Origin of the sequence: Janthinobacterium saanense (assembly GCF_014200675.1) — a bacterium.
In the GTDB taxonomy this organism is placed as follows: Bacteria; Pseudomonadota; Gammaproteobacteria; order Burkholderiales; family Burkholderiaceae_D; genus Janthinobacterium.
On record NZ_JACHCI010000001.1, the window covers coordinates 572,722 to 593,860 of the forward strand.

Sequence of the window (21,139 nt, forward strand, 5' to 3'; positions counted from 1 at the left end):
CATTAAAACAGAATAGTGCGCCGGGTGCAGGGAGCCACACGGCGCGCCATGCGTGCTGCCTCGCTTAGGCGATCACGTCGCGGCGGTTCTTCAGTTTATGGATCACGTCCAGCGTGGCGTCGTCGACGCGCAAATGCTCGCGCACCAGCTGGCGCGGCGTGTTGGCCAGCCATTGCGACAGCGTCACTTCCGAGAAATGGTCCGACTTGAACAGTTCCAGGAACACCAGGTCGGTGGTGCCGGTATTCTTGACGTAGTGGCCGAGGTTCTTTTCCACATAACCCACATCGCCCGGACTGAAGTCCACCGTTTGCGCTGCCGGACCGCTGTTGAACACCGTCATGCGGCCGCTGCCCTGGATGAAGTACTGCCATTCATCCGCATCCGGATGCCAGTGCATCTCGCGCAAGCCGCCCGGCCGCAAGGTCACCATCGCCGCCGCCACGGTTTTTGAAATCGGGAAGTTGCTGCTGTCGACGATGCGTACCTCGCCGCCCGGCTGCGCCAGCGTCGGCGTCATCGAACCCATGCGGAAAATGAAAGGGTGGTCCGGCCGGCCATCCTGCGAGGCGACATACGCTTGCTGCGCCGCCAGCGGACCGGCCTTGGCGCCCTGGTAAATCCACAATTGGTCAAGCGGAATATTCTTGAACTTGTCGGCCGGGACGCCAAAGTTTTGCGCCAGGATCTCCGGTGGCGTATGCGCCAGCCAGTCCGACACCATCAGCGTGTTGAATTCGCCCGCCGCGCCATTGTCGAAGGCCAGCACGAATTCGCCGCCATTCGCGCCCAGGCCCTGCAGCGAGTGCGGCAGGCCCGGTGGGAAGTACCAGAGATCGCCGGCCTGCACGTCCGCCACTTCAGCACGGCCCTTGCTGTCGATGGTGGTGATACGCACTTCGCCGCTGACCATCATGGCCCATTCTGCCTGCTGGTGCCAATGCAGCTCGCGCACGCCGCCAGGTCCGAGGCGCATGTTGACGCCGGCGATGTCCTTCGAAATCGGGAATGCTTTGGTGGTCACTTCGCGTGCCCAGCCGCCATCCTGGATGCGCTTGTGCGCCAGGTTGAACGATGCCCATGGAATCGGCATGCCGCCGACGTCGGTTGGCGGCGGATTGTTGAACGATGGCAGCACGTCGCGCAGTTGCGGGTTTTGCGGACCGGGTTCTGCATTGGCGATGGCGCTCGAGTTGATCGCGCCTTGTAAAGGACGGTCCGGGTTGCCGAATTCGGCTGCCTTGGCAATCACGGTTGCGCCAATTGCGGCAGCGCCGGCAGCCGCTCCGGCGAGTACACGGCGACGTTTCATGTCAGTCATGCTTGCTTCTCCTTGATGGTCTTGCAGGGACTACGAAAATCCTCGCTGCGCAGGGGATTCCTGGCCAGCGATGGTATGGACAGAAACCGGTGTGTGGTATCGGTTCCATGCCGTGCATCGTAGGACGGGATCGCATAAACAAATATTCAATATTTCTTTGGAGAAATCATAAGAATGTCTGATGCATGGCGCCGGCCAAGCGCATTAAGATCGCCGCATGGCCCGGCGTGCATGTTTGCCAAGCGGGTTAACTTTATGGATGCAAGGGAGATAACATGGGTAGCTTTAGCACGATGCATTGGCTGATCGTCCTGGTCATTGTTGCGCTGGTTTTCGGCACCAGGAAGCTCGGCACCTTCGGTTCGGACCTGGGCAGCGCCATCAAGGGATTCAAGGATGGGATACGGGAAGCGGAACCGGTGGAGGAGAAGGCTGATACTGTCAAGCCCGCTGCTGCCTTGGGCGATGCGCAGGAGACGCACGCTGCGCCGAAACAATGATGGCTAGCGCTGCCGCCATCATCTGGAGAAAATGAGAGGGGAGGGAAGCATGTTTGGCCTGGATATTTCCAAAATCGCCGTCATCGGCACGGTGGCGCTGGTGGTGCTGGGTCCGGAACGGCTGCCGCATGTGGCGCGCACCCTGGGCACGCTGCTGGGGCGCGCCCAGCGCTACCTCAATAGCGTGCAGCAGGAAGTCGCGCAGCAAATGCAGCTCGACGAACTGCGCAAGCTAGGCGACGGTATCACGGACGCCATCGGACAGGAGGTGGCCGATGTGCATCAGCTGGCCGAGCGCACCGTGCGCCAGCATGCGGGGCAGTGGCAGGCGGGCGTCGATGCGCTGGCCGATGGCGTAAAACAAGTGTTGCCTGATAATTACCTGTCGTCCGTGCACGAGGCGGGTGTGGATCTGCAGGCTGAGTTGTTCAAGGTCAGGCCGGCGCCGTTGCCCATCCCCAGAGACGCCACGATCAAAACGTCATTGCCTGGCCAGCAAACCAGGACGAAATGGCGCACTGGCAGCCGGGGCATGCCTGGCAAGCGCAGCCGGGTGGTATCGATGGCGGCCCGTAAGTCGCTGGGGCGCTGAAGTGGTGGCAGGGAAAGGTGACGGAAATAAAAAAACCAAGCTGCGGGGCTTGGTTTTTTGTATGTACTGCTCAATTCTTGGTGGCCCGGGGCGGAATCGAACCACCGACACAAGGATTTTCAATCCTCTGCTCTACCGACTGAGCTACCAGGCCAAGGTGGCGGATTATAGCAGACCAAAACGCGATTGCAAGGGTCCGCCGCGATTTTTTGCGATTTTTATCTGTGCCAGCCCGGGCTTCGCGGAGGATTGCGCTATTTTTCCTGTGTACTTACTTGCGTGGTAGTCAAATATTATTTGCATGTGCAGGTATTTTTCTCAATAAAGGATGGGTGCATAGTGTGTCAGTCGGCGGCAATCAGCTTGATGTCCGCCCCGTCTGACTCACCATCTGCTCGCTCAATGAGCATCCATCGAGAGGAATACCGCATGAACGCCAATACCCGCAACTCCGCCATCCCCGAAATCGGCCTGGGCACTTTCCGCCTGCAAGGCCAGGTCGTGATCGATTCCGTGACCACCGGCCTGGAAGTCGGCTACCGCCATATCGATACGGCGCAAATCTATGGCAATGAAGCCGAAGTGGGCCAGGCGATTGCCGCCAGCGGTGTGGCGCGCGACGAGCTGTTCGTCACCACCAAGATCTGGATCGACAGCCTGCAGCGCGATAAATTGATCCCCAGCCTGAAAGACAGCCTGCACAAGCTGCAGCTGGAACAGCTGGACCTGACCCTGATCCACTGGCCGTCGCCGAACGATGCGACTCCTGTCGCCGAATACATGGCGGCGCTGGCCGAAGCGAAGGCGCAAGGCTTGACGCGCTCTATCGGCGTGTCGAACTTTACCAATGCGCAGCTGCAGCAGGCCATCGCTACCGTCGGCGCGGCGGAAATCGCCACGCAGCAGATCGAGATCCATCCCTTCCTGCAAAACCGCAAGGTCATCGATTTCGTGCGCAGCCAGGGCATCCACATCACGGCTTATATGCCGCTCGCCTACGGCAAGGTCGTCACGGACCCCGTCATTGCCGCCATCGCCGCCAAACATGGCGTGACGCCTGCGCAAGTGGCCTTGAACTGGTCGCTGCAGCAGGGTTTTGCCGTGATCCCATCGTCGACCAAACGGGCCAACCTGGAAGCGAATCTGCATTTCACGCGCATCACCTTGTCGCCAGAAGAGATGGCGCAGATCGCCACCCTCGAGCGCGGCGAACGCCTGGCCAATCCGGATGGCATCGCGCCAGCCTGGGATTAATATGTCGGCCCTGAAAAAATTAGGGCAGGGCGGTTTCAGCATCGGCCTGGAACTGCCGCTCGATAATGACTGGTCATCGAGCGGACGGCAAGCCAATGCCGCTTCGCCGCGCGTTGCGGGCGAGCCGGACTTGCTGCGCCATGCGGAGCTGGCAAGGCTGGCTGACCGCCTGGGTTTTCGCGCGCTGTGGCTGCGCGACGTGCCCTTGTATGACCCGTCGTTCGGCGATGCGGCCCAGGTTTTCGAGGTATTTATTTACCTGGGCTACCTGGCCGGCATCACGGACAACATCTTGCTGGGCACGGCCGCCGTGGTGCTGCCGCTGCGCGAACCGGTACTGACCCTGAAATCGGCGGCCAGTGTCGACCAGTTGAGTGGTGGACGTTTGCTGCTGGGCGTGGCCAGCGGCGACCGGCCCGTCGAATATCCGGTGTTTGGGCGCGATTTCGACCAGCGCGGCGCGGCGTTTCGCGAGCAGGTGGCCATGCTGCGCGACTGGGGCGACACGCATCTGCCGCCCGGCATCCGCTTGCTGCCTCAGCCAGTTGCACCCTTGCCGCTGCTGGTGGCGGGGCTGGCGCAGCAGTCGCCGGCGTGGATCGGTGAACAGATGGATGGCTGGCTGGCGTATCCGGGCACGCCGGAAGACCATGCGCGGCGTTCGGCGCAATGGCGCACCGTCTCTGGTGGCGGCAAGCCTTACGTCAGTTTCATCCATCTCGATCTCGATGCCGATGCAGCCATGCCGCTGCAGCGTTTCCGCTTTGGCGGACGCACGGGGCGCGATGGCCTGATCGCGGAACTGCAGGCGATGCGTGCCGCCGGCGTGCAGCATATCGGCTTGCAGCTGCGGCAAAACCGCCGTCCCCTTGCCGAGACGATGCAGGAGATCGCCGAGTACGTGCTGCCGCAGTTTCACGGCGCTGCCTGATATGGGAGGGGAAGTACTGTACTTCCGGACTATCTGAAACGGCGGCGGCAAACGCTATAATGGCAGCATGAACAGTCCATCTTCCCCCACCATGCGGCGCTGCATGCATAGCCACAGCGACGTTTGCATCGTTGGCAATGGCGCCATCGCGAAAACCACGGCGCTGGCGCTGGCCCAGGCCGGACAAAGCGTCACCCTGCTCAGCCCGGCGCCGGCGCCGGCGGTCGGCAAGCCTGAAGCCGAGGCAAGCTGGGATGTGCGCGTGTATGCACTCAATCACACGGCCCACCAGTTGCTGTCGTCCCTGAAGGTCTGGGGCGCCCTGGCGGCCGAACGCGTGGCGCCGGTGGACGCCATGCTGGTCAACGGTGATGGGGCGCAGGCCGGTGGCCTGGGTTTTGACGCCTATGGCGCCCATGTGGGCGCGCTGGCCTGGATCGTCGAAGACCGCAACCTGGGGCAGGCGCTGGACGCCGCCCTGAAATTCGCGCAAAACGTCAACCTGGTGCAGGGCCGCGCCAGCCGTCTGGAATGGACGGCCGATGCCGCCGTCGTGCACCTCGAGGGCGGCGACACCATCACTTCTTCACTGGTCGTTGGCGCCGATGGCGCGCAATCGTGGGTGCGTGGCCAGTGCGATATCAGCCTCGATTACCGCTCGTACGGCCAGCGCGGCGTGGTCAGCAACTTCGCCTGCGAAAAGCCGCACCATGGCGCGGCGCACCAGTGGTTCACGGGCAGCGAGGGCATCATCGCGCTGCTGCCATTGCCGGGCGAGCGCGTCTCGCTGGTCTGGTCGGCGCCCGATGCGCTGGCTGACACCTTGTTATCCGAATCGCCCGAACAGCTGGCCGCGCGCCTGGCCGCCTGGAGTGCCGACAAGCTGGGCGCGCTCACGCCGCTGCAGCCGGAACTGGTGCGCGCCTTCCCCCTTACTTTGATGCGTCCGCACGCCATGGTGGCGCCGCGCGTGGCCCTGGTGGGCGACGCCGCGCATGTGGTACACCCGATGGCTGGTCACGGCATGAACCTGGGCTTTGCCGATGTGGCGCAACTGGTGAAAACCATCGCCGAACGCGAAACGCACCGTGGCATCGGCGACGAGCGCGTGCTGGCCCGTTATGCCCGCGCGCGCAAGGAAGACGTGCTGCTGATGCAGCTGGCCACCGATGGTTTGGCCCGTTTGTTTGGCGCCGATCTGGAACCGCTGCGCGTGGTACGCAATTTGGGATTAAACTTGCTCGATAAATTGCCGGGCCTGAAGCGGAAAATGATTTCGCATGCCCTGGGCACTCAGTAAATATTAATCAGCCTATCTTAAGCTAGTGCTGGATAATTGGTGAAAATTCAAGGTCGCCGCAGCTGGTCTGCGGCGATTGTTTTGTTAAAGACGTAACGGCGCCGCTAGTCTGGGCAGGCTGCAAGGCGTTCCAAGTGGAGAAGTGATAGTGATAAAAATGAGCAGAATCGCATTAGTGGTGGCTTCGGGCCTGATGATGTCGTGCGCCGGCGCGGAAACGCCGACCGAGGTCAATATCAAGAAGCTCATCGAACCGCGCCTGGGTGAGGGTGTCAAGGTTGAATCGGTCAAGGAAACGCCGTATGGCGGCCTGTATGAGGTACGCACTGGCGGCGATATTCTGTACACCGACAAGAATGCGCAATATCTGTTCGTCGGCCACGTCTTCGACGCCAAGACCTCGCAAGACTTGACCAAGGAACGCCTGGACGAGATGAACCGCATCAAGTTCTCGGACTTGCCGCTCGATTCGGCCATGAAGGTCGTCAAGGGCAATGGCAAGCGCGTGATCGCCGTGTTCGAAGATCCGAACTGCGGCTATTGCAAGCGCTTCCGCCAGACTACCCTGAAGGAGATCGACAACGTCACCGTCTACACCTTCATGTACAACATTCTGTCGCCTGATTCGATCGTCAAGTCGCGCAATATCTGGTGCTCGCCAGACCGTAACAAGGCCTGGGATGACTGGATGCTGAACGGTAAACTGCCGGCCACCGTGGCCACCACTTGCGCCAACCCGCACGAGAAAATCCTGGCGCTGGGCCAGCAGCTGCGCGTTTCGGGCACGCCAACCATCTTCTTTGCCGATGGCAGCCGGATTCCGGGCGCCGTCGATACCAAGGCGCTGGAACAGAAATTCTCGACCATTAAGTAATTAATAATCGGGTAAGCCGGGCTATCGCCAGGACGAGTCAAGAGCGCGCCCCTAGCCTGGCGCGCTTTTTTTTCGGCTGGCGCTGGAGCGGCTACAATCGATATCCTGTGCGATAGTGATACGCCAGCAGATTTGTCATGCGGGGCAGTGGCGCTCCCGGGAAGATAGGCCAGATACGAGGAAACCATGAAAAAAACAGCAGTTAAAAAAGTCCCGGCCAAGCCAGCCACCAAGAGTGCTGCCAAGAGCGCCGCCGCTGGCATCGTCTACACCATCGCCGCCGCCGACCTGGCCGGCCATATGTTCAAGGTCAGCTTGAGTGTCAAGTCGCCGGCCGCCATCGGCCAGGTATTCTCGCTGCCGGCCTGGATACCGGGCAGCTATATGATCCGCGAATTTTCGCGCAATATCGTCAGCATCGCGGCCACGTCCGAAGGCAAGCCTGTCGCCCTGACCAAGCTGGATAAACACTCGTGGCAGGCCGCGCCATGCCAGGGCCCGCTGACGGTCGAATACGATGTCTACGCCTGGGATTTGTCGGTGCGCGCCGCCCACCTGGACCAGAACCACGGTTTCTTCAACGGCACCAGTGTGTTTTTGAGCGTACTGGGTCAGGAAGCCGAGCCGCATGAAGTCAACATCGTGCAGCCGAAAGACGCCGCTTGCAAGACATGGCGCGTGGCCACCAGCTTGCCGGAACTGAAGGCCAAGCGTTATGGCTTCGGCAGCTACCAGGCGGCCAACTACGATGAGTTGATCGACCATCCGGTAGAGATGGGCGACTTCGCGCTGGCCACCTTCAAAGCGCATGGCGTGCCGCACGATATCGTCGTCACGGGCAAGGTGCCGAACCTGGACCTGGACCGCCTGTGCCGCGACCTGAAAGCCATCTGCGAAACGCAGATCGCCTTCTTTGAACCGAAGACCAAAAAAGCGCCGATGGAGCGCTATGTATTCATGACCATGGCCGTCGGCGATGGTTATGGCGGCCTGGAACACCGCGCCTCGACGGCGCTGATCTGCGCGCGCGCCGACTTGCCGACCACGGCGTCAAGCAGCAGCGAAATCGGCGACGGCTATTTGAAATTCCTGGGTCTGTGCAGCCACGAGTACTTCCATACCTGGAACGTGAAACGCATCAAGCCGGCCGCCTTTGCGCCTTATCAACTGCAGGCGGAAAGCTATTCCCCGCTGCTGTGGTTATTCGAGGGCTTCACCAGCTATTACGATGATCTGATGCTGGTGCGCGCCGGCCTGATCGATGAAGCAGCCTATTTCAAGCTGCTGGGTAAAACCGTCAACAGCGTCTTGCGCGGCAGCGGCCGTACCAAGCAAAGCGTGGCCGATTCCAGCTTCGACGCCTGGGGTAAATACTATCGCCAGGATGAAAACGCACCGAACGCCATCGTCAGCTACTACACCAAGGGTTCGCTGATCGCGCTGGCTTTCGACCTGACCTTGCGCAGCAAGACGGACGGGGAAAAATCGCTGGACGACGTAATGCAGGCGCTGTGGCAGCGTTATGGCCGTGACTTCTACAAAGGCAAAGCGCGCGGCGTGACGCCGGCCGAAGTCGAAGCCCTGTTCGACGAGATCAGCGGCACGCGCATGAAGCCCTTCTTTGAACGCTATATCCGCGGCACCGACGACGTGCCGCTGGCGCGTTTGCTGGCGCCATTCGGCGTCAAATACAGCGATGCGCGCAAATCGGAAAAAGCTAGCCTGGACGCGAACCTGGGCCGCGACGGTAATGACGCCAGGCTGGCGCAGGTGCATCAGGGCGGCGCCGCCCACCTGGCAGGCCTGTCGGCGGGCGACGTGCTGGTGGCCATCGATGGCTTGCGCGTGACGGGCAGCCCGGCCAACCTCGATACCTTGCTGGGCCGTTACGCGGTCGGCGCCAAGGTGGCCATCCACGCTTTCCGCCGCGATGAGCTGATGACGTTGACGGCCACTTTGCAGGGCGACCGCGTACCGGGTGTCAGCATGAGCGTATTGCCGGCGCCGAAAAAAGCGGCAGGGCTGAAACGTCCCAGCGCAGCGCAGTAATACCGCGACGATGTAGCCACAACGGCCAGCCTGGCGGGGCGAGAATTTACCCTGCCAGGCTCACCAGGCTGTTCTTTCACGATACAATTTTCAGAAAGCAAATTTTCTGCTTGCTGGCATGTCTCAGGGCGATCGGCCCACTCCCTTTACCTGGCCCGGACAGGTGGAATATTTACCATTTGCCCACGATGATGGACTCAGTGGGCGATAACTGCACTAGAATTGCAAGCATGTTTGATTCTCCAGGCTGACCGTGGAAACGCTCGATCCCCGCACCATCGTGTTCATGACTACCCTGATGTGCGGGGCGATGAGCATCGTCATGTTCTCGGTGTATCGCAGCTTCCGGCACGAAGTACATGGCCTCGGTCACTGGTCGGCTGGCCTGCTGCTGCTGGTGCTGGCCTCGATGCTGTTTGGCGCGCGCGGCATGCTGCACGATGCGCTGGTGCTGGTAGGGGCGAATGCGGCCTTGATAGCCGGTATCGGCCTGGCCATGCTGGGTACGGAAAAATTCTATGGACAGCGTCCCAGCCTGCGCCTGTACTGGCTGGTGTTTTGCCTGGGCGTGGGCGGCATCGCCTGGTGGCTGCTGGTGCAACCCGATTTCTCCAGGCGCGTGGCGCTCTTCTCATTCCTGGTCTTTCTATTCTATGCACGCCAGGCGCAGCTGGTGGTGCGCCACGGCGAGCGGCATTTCTCGAGTTTTTTCTTTGGTACGCTGATGGTGGTGCAGGCTTGCGTGGTGCTGGCGCGTGGTGTATCGGCGCTGCTCAATGACAGCGCCAGCGTCAACCTGATGGTGTCCAGCACCCAGGCCAGCATTTACCTGGCAGTCGCCAATTTCATGGCCTTGCTGCTGACGGTCGGTTTCATGACGGTGGCCACGCGCCGCCTGCAAGCGATACTGGAGCGCCGCTCTACCCATGATCCGCTGACGCAAGTGCTGAACCGGCGCGGTTTCGGCGACGCCTACGCGCGTGAAAAAGCGAATTTTTCGCGCCACCGCCAGCCGCTCACCTTGCTGAGCATCGATCTCGATTATTTCAAGACCATCAATGACCGCTATGGCCACATGGTGGGCGACCAGGTGCTGGCGCACGTCGCTGGCATCATCGGCGGGGCCCTGCGCGAATCGGATTGCGTGGCCCGTTTCGGCGGCGAGGAATTCGTCGTGCTGATGCCGGACATGTCGCCGCATAATGCGCTGGGCGTGGCCGAACGTATCCGCAGCCTGTTGCGCGAACCGGCCGATGTGGGCCTGCCACCGTGCACGGTGAGTATCGGCGTGGCGTGCCAGGCATCGACGGAGGAGGGGCTGGAACAGTTGCTGTCGCGCGCCGACGCCGCGCTATACCTGGCAAAAGCCAATGGCCGCGACCGTATCGAGCTCGATGCCAGCGGCCCTACTGTGGCCCGGACAAAGTCCGCAACTGGAACTGATAGCGCTCGTTGAAGAGGAACGTTTCGGAAAAATCGAGCGTCCTGTCGCGCTTGCGCATCAGTTGCGCCGTGGGTGGAAACGGCTCCTCGACGCGGCGCACGGCGGCCAGCGCCGCTGTTGATGCTTCGCTGTCGCGCGAACGGTGCACGCGCACCTTCTTCAATTTGCCATCACGGTCGATGCTGATATCGAGCACGACGATGGCCGGCATCATGGCAGGCAGCGGGCCGTCAAACGTATTGTCCGGATTGGCCGCCACGATTTGCCGCGCTACCAGCAATTTATAGGCAGCGATGGTGTCTGCCGGTGGCGCCGGAATGGGCGCTGCGACTGGAGGGGCAGGCGCTGCGGGCGCACTTGCCGGCGGCGATACGGCCGGTTCTGGCGCCTTCTGGCAAGCAGCCAGCGCCAGGGCAACGGCAAGTATTGCCAGCCTGATGCGCATCAGCTGAACAAACGTTCCAGTTCCACGCCAGGGTCTGGCGCGCGCATGAAGGCTTCGCCCACCAGGAAGCTGTGCACGTCGGCGGCACGCATGCGCTGCACGTCGGCGCTGCCGGCGATGCCCGACTCGGTAATCACCAGCCGGTCTTGCGGTATGCGCGGCAGCAGATTGATGGTGGTATCGAGCGAAGTTTCAAAGGTGCGCAGATTGCGGTTGTTGATGCCGATCAACGCGCTCTTGAGTTTTAAGGCCGCATCGAGTTCTGTGCCATCGTGGCTTTCGATCAGCACGCCCATGCCCAGTTCGTGGGCGCAGGCTTCCATCTCGGCCATCAAGCCATGGTCCAGCGCCGCCACGATCAGCAGGATGCAGTCGGCGCCCATGGCCCGCGCTTCATAGATCTGGTACATGTCGACCATGAAATCCTTGCGCAGCACGGGAATGGCGCAGGCGGCGCGCGCCTGTTGCAGGTAGTCGACCGAGCCCTGGAAGAATTGTTCATCCGTCAGCACGGACAAACAGGCCGCACCGTGGGCCGCATAGCTGGCGGCGATATCAGCCGGGAGGAAATCGGCACGGATCACGCCTTTCGACGGCGAGGCTTTTTTCACTTCGGCGATGATGCCCGGCTTGCCGTTGGCGATATGCTGGCGCAAGCTCGCTTCAAAGCCGCGCAGGCCGGCGCGCAGGGCGCTGTCGTTTTCTACCTCGCCGCGCAGGCTGGCCAGGCTGCGGTAAGCCTTGGCCTTGGCCACTTCGTCGGCTTTGACGGCCAGGATTTTATCGAGTATGTCGGACATGATGGTCGCTATTCCAGAGTAGGTTTTGAACGGGTTACGCTTGCGCCGGGCGGCCCAGCTGCTGCGTCACCTGCACGAATTGATCGAGCTTGGCCAGCGCGGCGCCCGAGCTGACGGCCAGGCGCGCACGGGCCAGGCCATCTTCGATCGAGCTGGCCACGCCAGCGGCATACAGCGCCGTGCCCGCGTTCAAGGCCACGATGTCGGCGGCCGCGCCTGGCTCGCCGCGCAGCGCTTCGAGCATTTTCGCCTTTGATTCGGCGGCGTCGGCCACCTTCAGGTTGCGGCTGGCGATCATCGACAGGCCGAAGTCTTCCGGATGTATCTCATATTCGCGGATTTCACCATTGATCAATTCACCGACCATGGTCCCGGCGCCCAGCGAGACTTCGTCCATATTGTCGCGGCCATACACCACGATGGCGTGTTGTGCGCCCAGGCGCTGCAGCACGCGCACCTGGATACCGACCAGGTCGGCGTGGAATACGCCCATCAAAATGTTTGGCGCACCGGCCGGATTGGTCAGCGGCCCCAGAATGTTAAAGATGGTGCGCACGCCCAGCTCCTTGCGCACGGGCGCCGCATGCTTCATGGCCGCGTGGTGGTTCGGTGCATACATGAAGCCGATGCCGGTTTGCGCGATCGACTGGGCGATCTGCTCGGGCTGCAAATTGATGTTGACGCCCAGCGAGTCGAGCACGTCGGCGCTGCCGGACGAGGACGACACGCTGCGCCCGCCATGCTTGGCCACCCGCGCACCGGCGGCGGCAGCGACAAACATCGAGGCGGTGGAGATATTGAAAGTGTGGGCACCATCGCCACCCGTGCCGACGATGTCGAGCAAGCGGGTCGTGTCGGCCATCGGCACCTTGGTGGAAAACTCGCGCATCACTTGCGCGGCGGCGGCGATTTCACCGATGGTTTCCTTTTTCACGCGCAAGCCCATGGTCAGGGCGGCGATCATGGTGGGCGACATTTCGCCGGACATGATCTGGCGGAACAGGTACAGCATTTCGTCGTGAAAGATTTCACGGTGTTCGATACAGCGCAGCAGGGCTTCTTGTGGGGTGATCGGCATGATGCTTCCTTCTTCAATGATGGCGCAGGAGGACACTGATGGCGCGCACTCAGGTGCGCACTCAGGAATCAGCGCTCGAGAAAATTCTTCAGCAGGGCGTGGCCGTGCTCCGACAGGATCGATTCAGGGTGAAACTGCACACCCTCGATATCGTATTCCCGGTGGCGCACGCCCATGATTTCGCCGTCGTCCGTCCAGGCTGTCACTTCCAGGCAGGAAGGCAGCGAGGCGCGTTCGATCGCCAAAGAGTGGTAGCGGATCACTGTAAAGGGGCTGGGCAGGTTCTTGAATACGCCCACGCCGGTATGCGCGATGACTGAAGTTTTGCCATGCATGACTTGCTTAGCGCGGATCACCTTGCCGCCAAACGCTTCGCCTATGGCCTGGTGGCCCAGGCAGACGCCCAGTATGGGCTTTTTGCCGGCGAAGTGCTTGAGCACTTCCACCGAAATGCCTGCCTGTGCCGGCGCTTTCGGGCCGGGCGAGATGCAGATGCGGTCAGGGTTCAGCGCTTCGATGTCAGCGATGCTGATTTCATCGTTGCGGTAGACCCGCACGTCTTCGCCCAACTCGCCGAAATACTGCACGATGTTGTAGGTGAAGGAGTCATAGTTGTCGATCATTAGCAGCATCTCAGAGCTCCCCATCCAGTCCATCTTGCACTTGTTCGGCGGCGCGCAGTACGGCACGCGCCTTGTTTTCGGTTTCCTGCCATTCCATTTCGGCAATCGAGTCGGCCACGATGCCGGCCGCAGCCTGCACATACAGCATGCCGTCCTTGACGACGCCCGTGCGGATGGCAATCGCCACATCCATTTCGCCGCCAAACGACAGGTAGCCGCAGGCGCCGCCATAGATGCCGCGCTTGGAAATTTCCAGCTCGTCGATCACTTCCATGGCGCGCACTTTCGGCGCGCCCGTCAGGGTGCCGGCGGGGAAGGTGGCGCGCAGCACGTCCAGGTTCGACAGGCCGGCTTTCAGCGTGCCTTCCACGTTCGAGACGATGTGCTGCACATGCGAGTATTTTTCGATGACCATGCGGTCGGTGACTTGCACGCTGCCGGTTTCGGCAATGCGGCCGATGTCGTTGCGCGCCAGGTCGATCAGCATCACGTGTTCGGCGATCTCTTTTGGATCGGCCAGCAGTTCGGCGGACAATTCGGCGTCGCGCTCGGGCGTGGCGCCGCGTGGACGCGTGCCGGCGATGGGGCGCAGGGTGACTTTTTTGCTGGTCTCGCCATCGGCCGTCTTGATGTTCTCGTTGCGCACCAGAATTTCGGGCGAGGCGCCGATGATCTGCATGTCGCCGAAATTATAGAAATACATATACGGCGACGGGTTCAGCGAACGCAGGGCGCGGTACAGGCTCAAGGGCGAATCGACATAGGGCTTGCGGATGCGCTGGCCGATCTGCACCTGCATCAAATCGCCGGCCATTACGTATTCGTGGGCGCGGGCGACAGCCTTCAGATACTCTTCTTTTGGAAAATCGCGGATGGTTTCCGTGCGCACCGAGGCGCTGGTCACGGGGGCGTCGAGGCCACGGCGCAGCATCATGCGCAAGTCTTTCAAACGCTGCCGCGCTTTCGAAAACGACTCGGGCTGGGTGGTGTCGGCGTAGACGATCAGATACAGTTTGCCGGACAGATTGTCGATCACGGCCAGTTCTTCCGTCACCATCAGCTGGATGTCGGGCAGGTTCAAATCATCTTTCGGCGCGCCACCGGCCAGTTTTTTCTCGATATGGCGCACCGTGTCGTAGCCGAAGTAGCCGGCCAGGCCGCCGCAGAAGCGCGGCATGCCGGGGCGCAGGGCCACCTTGAAGCGCGACTGGTACTGTTCGATGAAATCGAGCGGATTGCCTTCGTGCTCTTCGATCACCTCGCCATTCTTGACGATCTCGGTGCGGCTGCCATGGCTGCGCAACACGGTGTTGGCGGGCAAACCGATGAAGGAATAACGGCCGAAGCGTTCGCCGCCGACCACCGATTCCAGCAAAAAGGTATTTTTGCCGCCCTGCTGGGTTTGCGCCAGTTTCAGGTACAGCGTGAGCGGGGTTTCCAGGTCGGCGAAGGCTTCCGAAACCAGCGGGATACGGTTATAGCCTTGCTGGGCCAGCGATTTGAATTCGAGTTCGGTCATGTTTCTCTCCATGCCGCCAGGGGCTACAGGCATGCAATTACGCAATGCGCCAATCTGGCGGAGGTTGATCAAAAAACCTGCCGGATGCGCACGGGCAGCCGACAGCAATCGTTACACGGCTCGGCCTTAAGCCTGCCAGGATTGCCAGCGTCGCCAAAGCCAGGCCTCAATCGAGCCGGTTTGGGTGACATTGTATTTTTTGATGAGAAACGGGTACACGATGGTATAGGGTCAGTCAGTATGCGTTAGTGTTGAGTCAAACTTGAGTCAGTTTTGCATGCGAATGAAATGGGCTGCTTCGAGCAGCGTATTTACTATACCATCGGAATCGGTATCGTGTATAGAGTGTCCGTGATTGTATCCGTACGGCACTGTCAACACGGGGCAGCCCGCAGCCCGGGCCGCTTGCGCGTCATTCGAGGAGTCGCCGATGGCTACCACTTTGGCGGGCGCCAGGTCGAAATCCGCGCACACTTGCAACAGCGGCATGGGGTCCGGTTTCTTCTTCGGCAGCGAATCGCCACCATAGACGATATCGAAATAACCATCAAGTTTGTTCTGTTTCAGCAGGGGCAGGGCGAAGGCGATCGGTTTGTTGGTCACGCAGGCCAGGCGCAGGCCGGCCGCCGTCATCGCTTCCAGTCCGGCGACGACATCCGGGTACAAGGTGCTGAAGTCGCCGTTGATGGCCAGGTAATGGCGCTGATAGGCATCCATCGCCTGTTCGAAGCGCTGTTCCACGCCGTGGGCATCGAAATCGAGGGCCAGCACGCTGCGGATCAGGTTTTCCGAGCCTTTGCCCACCATGTTCTTGATGGTGGCTTCGCTGATGGGCGCGAGGTCAAATTCGCTGCGCATGCCGTTGATGGCGACATGGAAATCGGGCACGGTGTCGAGCATCGTGCCATCGAGGTCGATGATGGCGGCGCGCACGCCGGCCAGGACGCCGCTCTTCACTGTGCCCGAGCTCATCAGGCGCCCACTTTGGCAAGTTCGGCGCGCATGGCGTCGATCACGGCCTTGTAGTCAGGTTTGCCGAAGATGGCCGAGCCGGCAACAAAGGTGTCGGCGCCGGCAGCGGCGGCAGCGGCGATATTGTCGATCTTGATGCCGCCGTCCACTTCCAGCATGATGTCACGGCCCGATTCATCGATCATGCGGCGCGCTTCGGCGATTTTTTTCAGCGTATGCGGGATGAAGGACTGGCCACCGAAGCCTGGATTGACGGACATGATCAAAATCATGTCGATCTTGTCCATCACGTGTTCCAGGTAGTGCAGTGGTGTGCCGGGATTGAAGACCAGGCCGGATTTGCAGCCATTGTCGCGTATCAGTTGCAGCGAGCGGTCCAGGTGTTCCGACGCTTCGGGGTGAAAGGTGATGATGTTTGCGCCGGCCTTGGCGAAATCCGGGATAATGCGATCGACCGGCTTGACCATCAGATGCACGTCGATGGGCACTTGTACATGCGGGCGTATCGCTTCGCAGACCAGCGGGCCGATGGTCAGGTTGGGCACGTAGTGATTATCCATCACGTCGAAGTGGATGATGTCGGCGCCGGCAGTGACGACGTTGCGCACTTCTTCGCCCAAACGGGCAAAGTCGGCGGACAGGATGCTGGGAGCGATACGGAATGGTGTCATGGCGAGTGGGCTGGAGTGTGGAAAATGCGATTGCCGCTATTTTACGCTTGCTGCCGTCACCATGCCCTTTTGAAATACAGAACAATCACGAACAGATAAGGATGATGATGGCGACTTATGAATTTACGGTAACGGTCAAGACGCAGTTTTTGCCCGAACAGTCGGCGCCGGAGCAGGGCCGCCATGTGTTCAGCTACACCATCAATGTGAAGAATACGGGCAGCGTTGGCGCGCAGCTGATCTCGCGCCACTGGGTCATCACGGACGCCAATAACAAGGTGGAAGAAGTGCGCGGACTGGGCGCCGTCGGCCATCAGCCGCTGCTGCAGCCGGGCGAACAATTCGAATATACGAGCGGCACCGTGCTGGCCACGCCGCAAGGTTCCATGCGCGGCGAATATTTCTGCGTGGCCGAAGACGGCCACCAGTTCGAAGCGGCTATCCCCGAGTTCGTGTTGTCGCTGCCGCGTACCCTGCACTAAACTACGGGCGCTACTTCAGCTTTTCGGTCTGTTCTTCTTCCGTGCCGACCTGTTTCTGTGCTGGCGGCGCGGGTTTTGTGCCTGCGCTCTTGCCCTTGCCCTGATACATGGTCCACCAGACTATAAATACCAGCAAGAAAAACGCCACCAGCGCCTCTATCATCAAGACCCACATACGCACTCCTATGTTATTGACACGCAGCTTATTTAAACGTAACTTATTTGCACGTTCCAGTCTACTCGCTCCCATCGGCGCCGTCGCGTTCATCTTGTCAGCCTGTACCACACCGCCCGGCCCGGCCAACGTTGCCACCGGCCAGACACCCCCGGCGAGCAAGCCCGTGCCGGCCAAGCCGGCCACACCCGACACCAAGGATGGCAAGGATGCGCAGGCGCCCACTTTGACGCCGGTGATTTTTTCCGCCTTGCCAGGCTGGGGCCGCGACGATATGCGCGCCGCCTGGCCAGCCTTCATGGCCTCGTGCAATGTGCTGGCCAAACGGCCGGACTGGAAAGAGTCGTGCACGATTGCCCGCCAGGTCAATGCCGATAGCGACAAGGCGATCCGCCAGTTCTTCGAAGCTTTCTTTGTGCCGAACCAGGTCGTGGCGCCCGATGGAGCCACTTCCGGCCTGGTCACCGGTTATTACGAACCCTTGCTGCATGGCGCGCGCAAGCGTGGCGGTCCTTACCAGACGCCGCTGTATAAAGTGCCCGATGACCTGGTGACGGTGGATTTGTCCAGCGTGTATCCGGAATTGAAAAACATGCGCTTGCGGGGCAAGCTGGTGGGCAAGAAAGTCGTGCCCTATGCCACCCGCGCCGACATCGAGCGCGCCACTTCCGTGGTGGGCAAGGAACTGATGTGGGTCGATGACGAAGTCGAAGCGTTTTTCCTGCAAGTGCAGGGCAGCGGCCGCGTGCAACTGACCGATACCCAGGAAACCGTGCGCGTGGCGTATGCGGACCAGAATGGCTATCCCTACAAATCGATAGGCCGCTACCTGGTCGACAAGGGTGAGCTGACCATGAGCCAGGCGTCTGCGCAGGGTATCAAGGCGTGGATCGCCGGCCATCCTACACGCAAGGACGAGTTGTTCAACGCCAACCCCAGCTATGTGTTCTTCAAGGAAGAGCGCTTGCCCGACCCGAAAGTGGGACCGAAAGGTGCACTGGGCGTGCCTTTGACACCGCAGCGCTCGGTGGCCATCGATTCCCGTTTCGTGCCGCTGGGCGCGCCGCTGTTTTTGGCGACCACGCAAGCCAATAGCGACATCCCCATGCAGCGCCTGGTGATGGCGCAAGATACGGGCGGCGCCATCCGTGGCCCCATCCGTGTCGATTATTTCTTTGGTTTTGGCGCCGAAGCGGCAGAAAACGCTGGCCGCATGAAGCAAAGCGGCCAGGTGTGGGTGTTATTGCCGAAGCAAGCGCCGACGCGCTAACAGCACCTGTCGCAGCTGGTCCTGTCAGCGCAGGACCAGTACCGGCACCTGGGTATGGCCCAGCACCTTTTGTGTTTCACTGCCCACGAATAGCTTGTTCAAGCCCTTGCGGCCATGCGAAGCCATCAGGATGATGTCGCAATGGTAGTTTGCTGCCGCATTGACGATTTCTTCGTACGGGCTGGGCGAGATGGCGACCAGGCCTTCAAACGCGAGGCCGGCCGCCTGCGCCGCCTGGCCCAGCTTGTCGACGGCGTGTTGCGCCGCTTCACGCATCTGCTCTTCATACAAACCTGCATCGAGCACCACGCCACCGTCCGCCATCGGCGAAAACGGGAAGGGCTGGACTACGCTGATGGCGACCAGCTTGGCCTTGTTCAGTTGCGCGAAGGCTAGCGCCGTTGCGGCGGCCTTGTCGGACAGCGGCGAGCCGTCGGTAGGAAATAAGATGGTATTAAACATGGCATGCTCCTCAAGTGATGACGCTAGCTTATGGATTTCCCCCAAGCAAAACATTGATGTACATCAAATCTGTCAGGCTTTGATGTAAGTACTCAATAGTATGTCCTTCTGCCGATCAGGTGCGTACGCCACGCAGCGGCGTGCCCCAGGTCATGGCGATCGTTAGCGCGACACTGCCTGCGGCGATACAAGCCATGCCATTGCGCACGCCGAAGTGTTCGGCGATCCAGCCGGCGGCCAGCGCACCGAGCGGCGCCGTGGCCACCGTCAGGAAGCGCATGGTCGACGTCATCCGGCCCAGCATGGGGTCGGGCGTGACTTTTTGCCGCAAGCCCATATAAGGAATGAAGAACAGCATTACGCCGCAATCGAAGAAGAACATCAGCACGGCATACGCGGCCGCGCTGGCATGCGCGCTGCCGAACAGGGCGGCGGGGATGGCGGGCGTCAGGGCAAAACACAGCGAAGTCGAGGCCAGGCCGATCAGGATGGTCGGGCCGGTGCCGTAGCGGCGCGTTAGCGGCTTGACGATGATGGCGCTCAACAACATGCCGGCGCCGCCCAGCATCTGCGCCAAACCCAGCACGCCAGGGCTCATGCCCAGGTTATGGGTGGCAAACAGGATGGTCAGCGCCATGCTGGCGTAAAACAAGAAATGCCAGATGCCGGCGCCCCAGGCCAGCGTGCGCAGCAGCGGCTGGCGCCAGACAAACACCAGGCCGTCGGCGATATCGCGCAGCGCATGCTTGTTCGATGGAGCAGGGCGCGGATCGCGTACGCTCATGGCGCGCAAATTGGATACTGAAATAAGGTAGCCGCAAGCCGTGCACAAAATGGCGGCTGGGGCCGACAACACTTGCACCAGCACGCCAGCCAGGCCGGGGCCGATCAGGCGCGAGGCCGATTCGGTGGCGGCAAATTTCGACTGGGCATCGATCAAGCCATCCCGGCCGACCAGGAATGTCAGGAAGACCTGTTCGGCGCCGCCGCCCACTACAAAGCCGGTGCCGATAATAAAGCCCACTATATACAGCCAGGGCATCGATAGCACGCCGCACCAATAGGCAATCGCCACGCTGGCCAGCGCCAGGCCCGACATGCTTTCACTGAATAGCATGATCGGGTGCTTGCTGCGCCGGTCCAGCAGCACACCTACCGGCAGGCCGAACAGGGCAAACGGCACGGCTTGCAGCGCGACCAGCAGACCCATCTGCTCTGGCGTCGCATGCAAGAGCAGCACCGCGCACAGGGGCAGGGCCAGTGAGGTGATCTGGGCGCCGAAGCAATTGAGGCCATTGCTGAACCACAAACGGCGAAAGTTGATGGTGGCGGGGCTGCCGTCACCGCGCAGGCGGCGGGCGCAAGACTGGAGCAGGGAAGAGTAAATACGGCACGCTATATAAGATGGGGGGAGTAGACAATAATATCAGTGTGCCGCAAGCAGTGCAGCCGCTACAATCGTCATCACCGCTTAGTTGCCACTTATCGAGAGGAGACACCATGCAATATGAAGACCTGATCATCGACATCCAGGACCGCGTCGCCGTCATTCGCCTGAACCGTCCCAAGGCGCTCAATGCGCTGAACGAGAACATGATGAATGAGCTGGGCGATGCTTTACTTAAATTCGACGCCGACGAGAAGATTGGCTGCATCGTGCTGACCGGCAGCGAAAAAGCCTTTGCCGCCGGCGCAGATATCGCTGCCATGGCCGATTACACCTATCCCGATACTTTTACCAGTGGCTATATCAGCCGCAATTGGGAACATATTTTGCGCGTGCGCAAACCCGTGGTCGGTGCGGTAGCCGGTTATGCGTTGGGTGGCGGCTGCGAACTGGCCATGATGTGCGATTTCCTGATCGCCGCCGATAGCGCCAAATTCGGCCAGCCTGAAATCAAGGTCGGCGTTACGCCAGGCGCGGGCGGCACGCAGCGTTTGCCACGCGCCATTGGCAAAGCCAAGGCCATGGACTTGTTGCTGACGGCGCGCACCATCGATGCGGCAGAAGCCGAGCGCATCGGCCTGGTGTCGCGCGTGGTGCCTGCCGATAAGTTGCTGGAAGAAACCTTGGCGGCCGCCAGGACCATCGCCGCGATGCCGGTCTCGGTGGCGATGATGATCAAGGATTGTGTCAACCGCGCCTTCGAGACGACATTGACCGATGGCGTCGCCTACGAGCGCCGTTTGTTCCAGGCTGCCTTCGGTACGCCAGCCCAGAAAGAAGGCATGCACGCGTTCCTGGAAAAGCGCTTGCCAAACTTCGATGGTCTTTGATATGATTCGCCTCCCCAATGAGACGCACTAGTTTGCGGCACTAAAGGGATCACCGGAAACGGCGATGCAGTAAAAAAGAAGGTTGACGAAATGTGCGAAA

The 21,139-nt window shown here is 60.9% G+C and carries 22 protein-coding genes and 1 tRNA gene; 11 read left to right on the forward strand and 12 right to left on the reverse strand.

The genetic code is table 11. The features are described from left to right. Positions 1-64: 64 nt before the first annotated feature. Positions 65-1,321: a cupin domain-containing protein gene (locus HDE72_RS02630; RefSeq protein ID WP_183737152.1), complete on the reverse strand. Its 1,257-nt coding sequence runs from the start codon at positions 1,319-1,321 to the stop codon at positions 65-67. A 275-nt stretch (positions 1,322-1,596) separates the two neighbouring features. Between HDE72_RS02630 and tatA the strand changes: the two genes are divergently transcribed. Together tatA and HDE72_RS02640 are read left to right on the forward strand one after the other, a co-directional pair. Continuing rightward, the gene (gene tatA, locus HDE72_RS02635) at positions 1,597-1,821 is read left to right on the forward strand and encodes a Sec-independent protein translocase subunit TatA (RefSeq protein WP_183737153.1); all 225 of its coding nucleotides are present in this window, start codon (positions 1,597-1,599) and stop codon (positions 1,819-1,821) included. Positions 1,822-1,870: 49 nt separating this feature from the next. Next, positions 1,871-2,413, forward strand: a complete 543-nt coding sequence (locus tag HDE72_RS02640) for a twin-arginine translocase TatA/TatE family subunit (RefSeq protein ID WP_183737154.1) — start codon at positions 1,871-1,873, stop codon at positions 2,411-2,413. 78 nt (positions 2,414-2,491) lie between these two features. On the opposite strand, the gene HDE72_RS02645 is transcribed toward HDE72_RS02640, so the two are convergent. After that, positions 2,492-2,567 (reverse strand) — tRNA-Phe (locus tag HDE72_RS02645). A gap of 275 nt (positions 2,568-2,842) precedes the next feature. Between HDE72_RS02645 and dkgB the strand changes: the two genes are divergently transcribed. The 6 genes from dkgB to HDE72_RS02675 all read left to right on the forward strand — a co-directional run bounded on the left by dkgB (position 2,843) and on the right by HDE72_RS02675 (position 10,277). Next, positions 2,843-3,667, forward strand: a complete 825-nt coding sequence (gene dkgB, locus HDE72_RS02650; protein WP_183737155.1) for a 2,5-didehydrogluconate reductase DkgB — start codon at positions 2,843-2,845, stop codon at positions 3,665-3,667. Between the two features lies 1 nt (position 3,668). Beyond that, positions 3,669-4,598, forward strand: a complete 930-nt coding sequence (locus tag HDE72_RS02655; protein WP_183737156.1) for an LLM class oxidoreductase — start codon at positions 3,669-3,671, stop codon at positions 4,596-4,598. A gap of 67 nt (positions 4,599-4,665) precedes the next feature. After that, the gene (locus HDE72_RS02660; RefSeq protein WP_183737157.1) at positions 4,666-5,898 is read left to right on the forward strand and encodes a UbiH/UbiF family hydroxylase; all 1,233 of its coding nucleotides are present in this window, start codon (positions 4,666-4,668) and stop codon (positions 5,896-5,898) included. A 157-nt stretch (positions 5,899-6,055) separates the two neighbouring features. Beyond that, positions 6,056-6,772 (forward strand): DsbC family protein, encoded by a 717-nt coding sequence (locus HDE72_RS02665; RefSeq protein WP_183737158.1) that lies wholly within the window; start codon positions 6,056-6,058, stop codon positions 6,770-6,772. Between the two features lie 186 nt (positions 6,773-6,958). Continuing rightward, complete coding sequence (locus HDE72_RS02670) at positions 6,959-8,821, forward strand: M61 family metallopeptidase (protein WP_221291129.1); 1,863 nt, start codon at positions 6,959-6,961, stop codon at positions 8,819-8,821. Between the two features lie 253 nt (positions 8,822-9,074). Then, entirely contained in the window at positions 9,075-10,277 is a 1,203-nt protein-coding gene (locus tag HDE72_RS02675; protein WP_311735173.1) for a GGDEF domain-containing protein, read from the forward strand. Here HDE72_RS02675 and HDE72_RS02680 read toward each other — a convergent pair. From HDE72_RS02680 to rpe, 7 genes are all read right to left on the reverse strand, one after another. Then, the gene (locus HDE72_RS02680; RefSeq protein WP_183737159.1) at positions 10,228-10,710 is read right to left on the reverse strand and encodes an energy transducer TonB; all 483 of its coding nucleotides are present in this window, start codon (positions 10,708-10,710) and stop codon (positions 10,228-10,230) included. The two genes, HDE72_RS02675 and HDE72_RS02680, sit on opposite strands and share 50 nt — an antisense overlap. Beyond that, positions 10,710-11,510, reverse strand: coding sequence for an indole-3-glycerol phosphate synthase TrpC (gene trpC, locus HDE72_RS02685; RefSeq protein ID WP_183737160.1), 801 nt, complete (start codon positions 11,508-11,510; stop codon positions 10,710-10,712). Before trpC ends, HDE72_RS02680 begins: the two co-directional genes overlap by 1 nt. 34 nt (positions 11,511-11,544) lie before the next feature. Next, complete coding sequence (trpD, locus tag HDE72_RS02690; RefSeq protein ID WP_183737161.1) at positions 11,545-12,588, reverse strand: anthranilate phosphoribosyltransferase; 1,044 nt, start codon at positions 12,586-12,588, stop codon at positions 11,545-11,547. 68 nt (positions 12,589-12,656) lie between these two features. Further along, complete coding sequence (locus HDE72_RS02695) at positions 12,657-13,220, reverse strand: anthranilate synthase component II (protein WP_183680413.1); 564 nt, start codon at positions 13,218-13,220, stop codon at positions 12,657-12,659. A 1-nt stretch (position 13,221) separates the two neighbouring features. Then, a complete protein-coding gene (trpE, locus tag HDE72_RS02700; protein WP_183737162.1) occupies positions 13,222-14,730 on the reverse strand; it encodes an anthranilate synthase component I in 1,509 nt (502 codons plus the stop codon). 267 nt (positions 14,731-14,997) lie between these two features. Continuing rightward, the gene (locus tag HDE72_RS02705) at positions 14,998-15,702 is read right to left on the reverse strand and encodes a phosphoglycolate phosphatase (protein WP_183737163.1); all 705 of its coding nucleotides are present in this window, start codon (positions 15,700-15,702) and stop codon (positions 14,998-15,000) included. Then, entirely contained in the window at positions 15,702-16,373 is a 672-nt protein-coding gene (gene rpe / locus HDE72_RS02710) for a ribulose-phosphate 3-epimerase (RefSeq protein ID WP_183737164.1), read from the reverse strand. Before rpe ends, HDE72_RS02705 begins: the two co-directional genes overlap by 1 nt. A gap of 107 nt (positions 16,374-16,480) precedes the next feature. Here rpe and apaG point away from each other — a divergent pair, with 107 nt between their 5' ends. Further along, positions 16,481-16,855 (forward strand): Co2+/Mg2+ efflux protein ApaG, encoded by a 375-nt coding sequence (gene apaG / locus HDE72_RS02715; protein ID WP_183737209.1) that lies wholly within the window; start codon positions 16,481-16,483, stop codon positions 16,853-16,855. Between the two features lie 10 nt (positions 16,856-16,865). Here the strand turns inward: apaG and HDE72_RS02720 are convergent, their stop codons facing one another. After that, positions 16,866-17,030 (reverse strand): hypothetical protein, encoded by a 165-nt coding sequence (locus HDE72_RS02720; RefSeq protein ID WP_183737165.1) that lies wholly within the window; start codon positions 17,028-17,030, stop codon positions 16,866-16,868. Between the two features lie 94 nt (positions 17,031-17,124). On the opposite strand from HDE72_RS02720, the gene mltA reads away from it, so the two are divergent. After that, the gene (gene mltA, locus HDE72_RS02725; RefSeq protein WP_221291130.1) at positions 17,125-18,300 is read left to right on the forward strand and encodes a murein transglycosylase A; all 1,176 of its coding nucleotides are present in this window, start codon (positions 17,125-17,127) and stop codon (positions 18,298-18,300) included. Between the two features lie 24 nt (positions 18,301-18,324). On the opposite strand, the gene HDE72_RS02730 is transcribed toward mltA, so the two are convergent. Beyond that, the gene (locus HDE72_RS02730) at positions 18,325-18,762 is read right to left on the reverse strand and encodes a universal stress protein (protein ID WP_183737166.1); all 438 of its coding nucleotides are present in this window, start codon (positions 18,760-18,762) and stop codon (positions 18,325-18,327) included. A 115-nt stretch (positions 18,763-18,877) separates the two neighbouring features. Beyond that, positions 18,878-20,071, reverse strand: coding sequence for an MFS transporter (locus tag HDE72_RS02735; protein ID WP_260176378.1), 1,194 nt, complete (start codon positions 20,069-20,071; stop codon positions 18,878-18,880). 191 nt (positions 20,072-20,262) lie between these two features. Between HDE72_RS02735 and HDE72_RS02740 the strand changes: the two genes are divergently transcribed. Next, a complete protein-coding gene (locus HDE72_RS02740) occupies positions 20,263-21,039 on the forward strand; it encodes an enoyl-CoA hydratase (protein WP_183737167.1) in 777 nt (258 codons plus the stop codon). Positions 21,040-21,139: the final 100 nt, after the last annotated feature.

Coding starts and splice junctions, on each gene's coding strand:
- HDE72_RS02665 (WP_183737158.1), top strand. CDS start 6,056: ATGAGCAGAATCGCATTAGTGGTGGCTTCGGGCCTGATGATGTCGTGC.
- HDE72_RS02630 (WP_183737152.1), bottom strand. CDS start 1,321: ATGACTGACATGAAACGTCGCCGTGTACTCGCCGGAGCGGCTGCCGGC.
- dkgB (WP_183737155.1), top strand. CDS start 2,843: ATGAACGCCAATACCCGCAACTCCGCCATCCCCGAAATCGGCCTGGGC.
- tatA (WP_183737153.1), top strand. CDS start 1,597: ATGGGTAGCTTTAGCACGATGCATTGGCTGATCGTCCTGGTCATTGTT.
- apaG (WP_183737209.1), top strand. CDS start 16,481: ATGGCGACTTATGAATTTACGGTAACGGTCAAGACGCAGTTTTTGCCC.
- rpe (WP_183737164.1), bottom strand. CDS start 16,373: ATGACACCATTCCGTATCGCTCCCAGCATCCTGTCCGCCGACTTTGCC.
- HDE72_RS02655 (WP_183737156.1), top strand. CDS start 3,669: ATGTCGGCCCTGAAAAAATTAGGGCAGGGCGGTTTCAGCATCGGCCTG.
- trpE (WP_183737162.1), bottom strand. CDS start 14,730: ATGACCGAACTCGAATTCAAATCGCTGGCCCAGCAAGGCTATAACCGT.
- HDE72_RS02740 (WP_183737167.1), top strand. CDS start 20,263: ATGCAATATGAAGACCTGATCATCGACATCCAGGACCGCGTCGCCGTC.
- trpD (WP_183737161.1), bottom strand. CDS start 12,588: ATGCCGATCACCCCACAAGAAGCCCTGCTGCGCTGTATCGAACACCGT.
- HDE72_RS02670 (WP_221291129.1), top strand. CDS start 6,959: ATGAAAAAAACAGCAGTTAAAAAAGTCCCGGCCAAGCCAGCCACCAAG.
- HDE72_RS02660 (WP_183737157.1), top strand. CDS start 4,666: ATGAACAGTCCATCTTCCCCCACCATGCGGCGCTGCATGCATAGCCAC.
- HDE72_RS02705 (WP_183737163.1), bottom strand. CDS start 15,702: ATGAGCTCGGGCACAGTGAAGAGCGGCGTCCTGGCCGGCGTGCGCGCC.
- HDE72_RS02720 (WP_183737165.1), bottom strand. CDS start 17,030: ATGTGGGTCTTGATGATAGAGGCGCTGGTGGCGTTTTTCTTGCTGGTA.
- HDE72_RS02640 (WP_183737154.1), top strand. CDS start 1,871: ATGTTTGGCCTGGATATTTCCAAAATCGCCGTCATCGGCACGGTGGCG.
- HDE72_RS02680 (WP_183737159.1), bottom strand. CDS start 10,710: ATGCGCATCAGGCTGGCAATACTTGCCGTTGCCCTGGCGCTGGCTGCT.
- HDE72_RS02730 (WP_183737166.1), bottom strand. CDS start 18,762: ATGTTTAATACCATCTTATTTCCTACCGACGGCTCGCCGCTGTCCGAC.
- trpC (WP_183737160.1), bottom strand. CDS start 11,510: ATGTCCGACATACTCGATAAAATCCTGGCCGTCAAAGCCGACGAAGTG.
- HDE72_RS02695 (WP_183680413.1), bottom strand. CDS start 13,220: ATGCTGCTAATGATCGACAACTATGACTCCTTCACCTACAACATCGTG.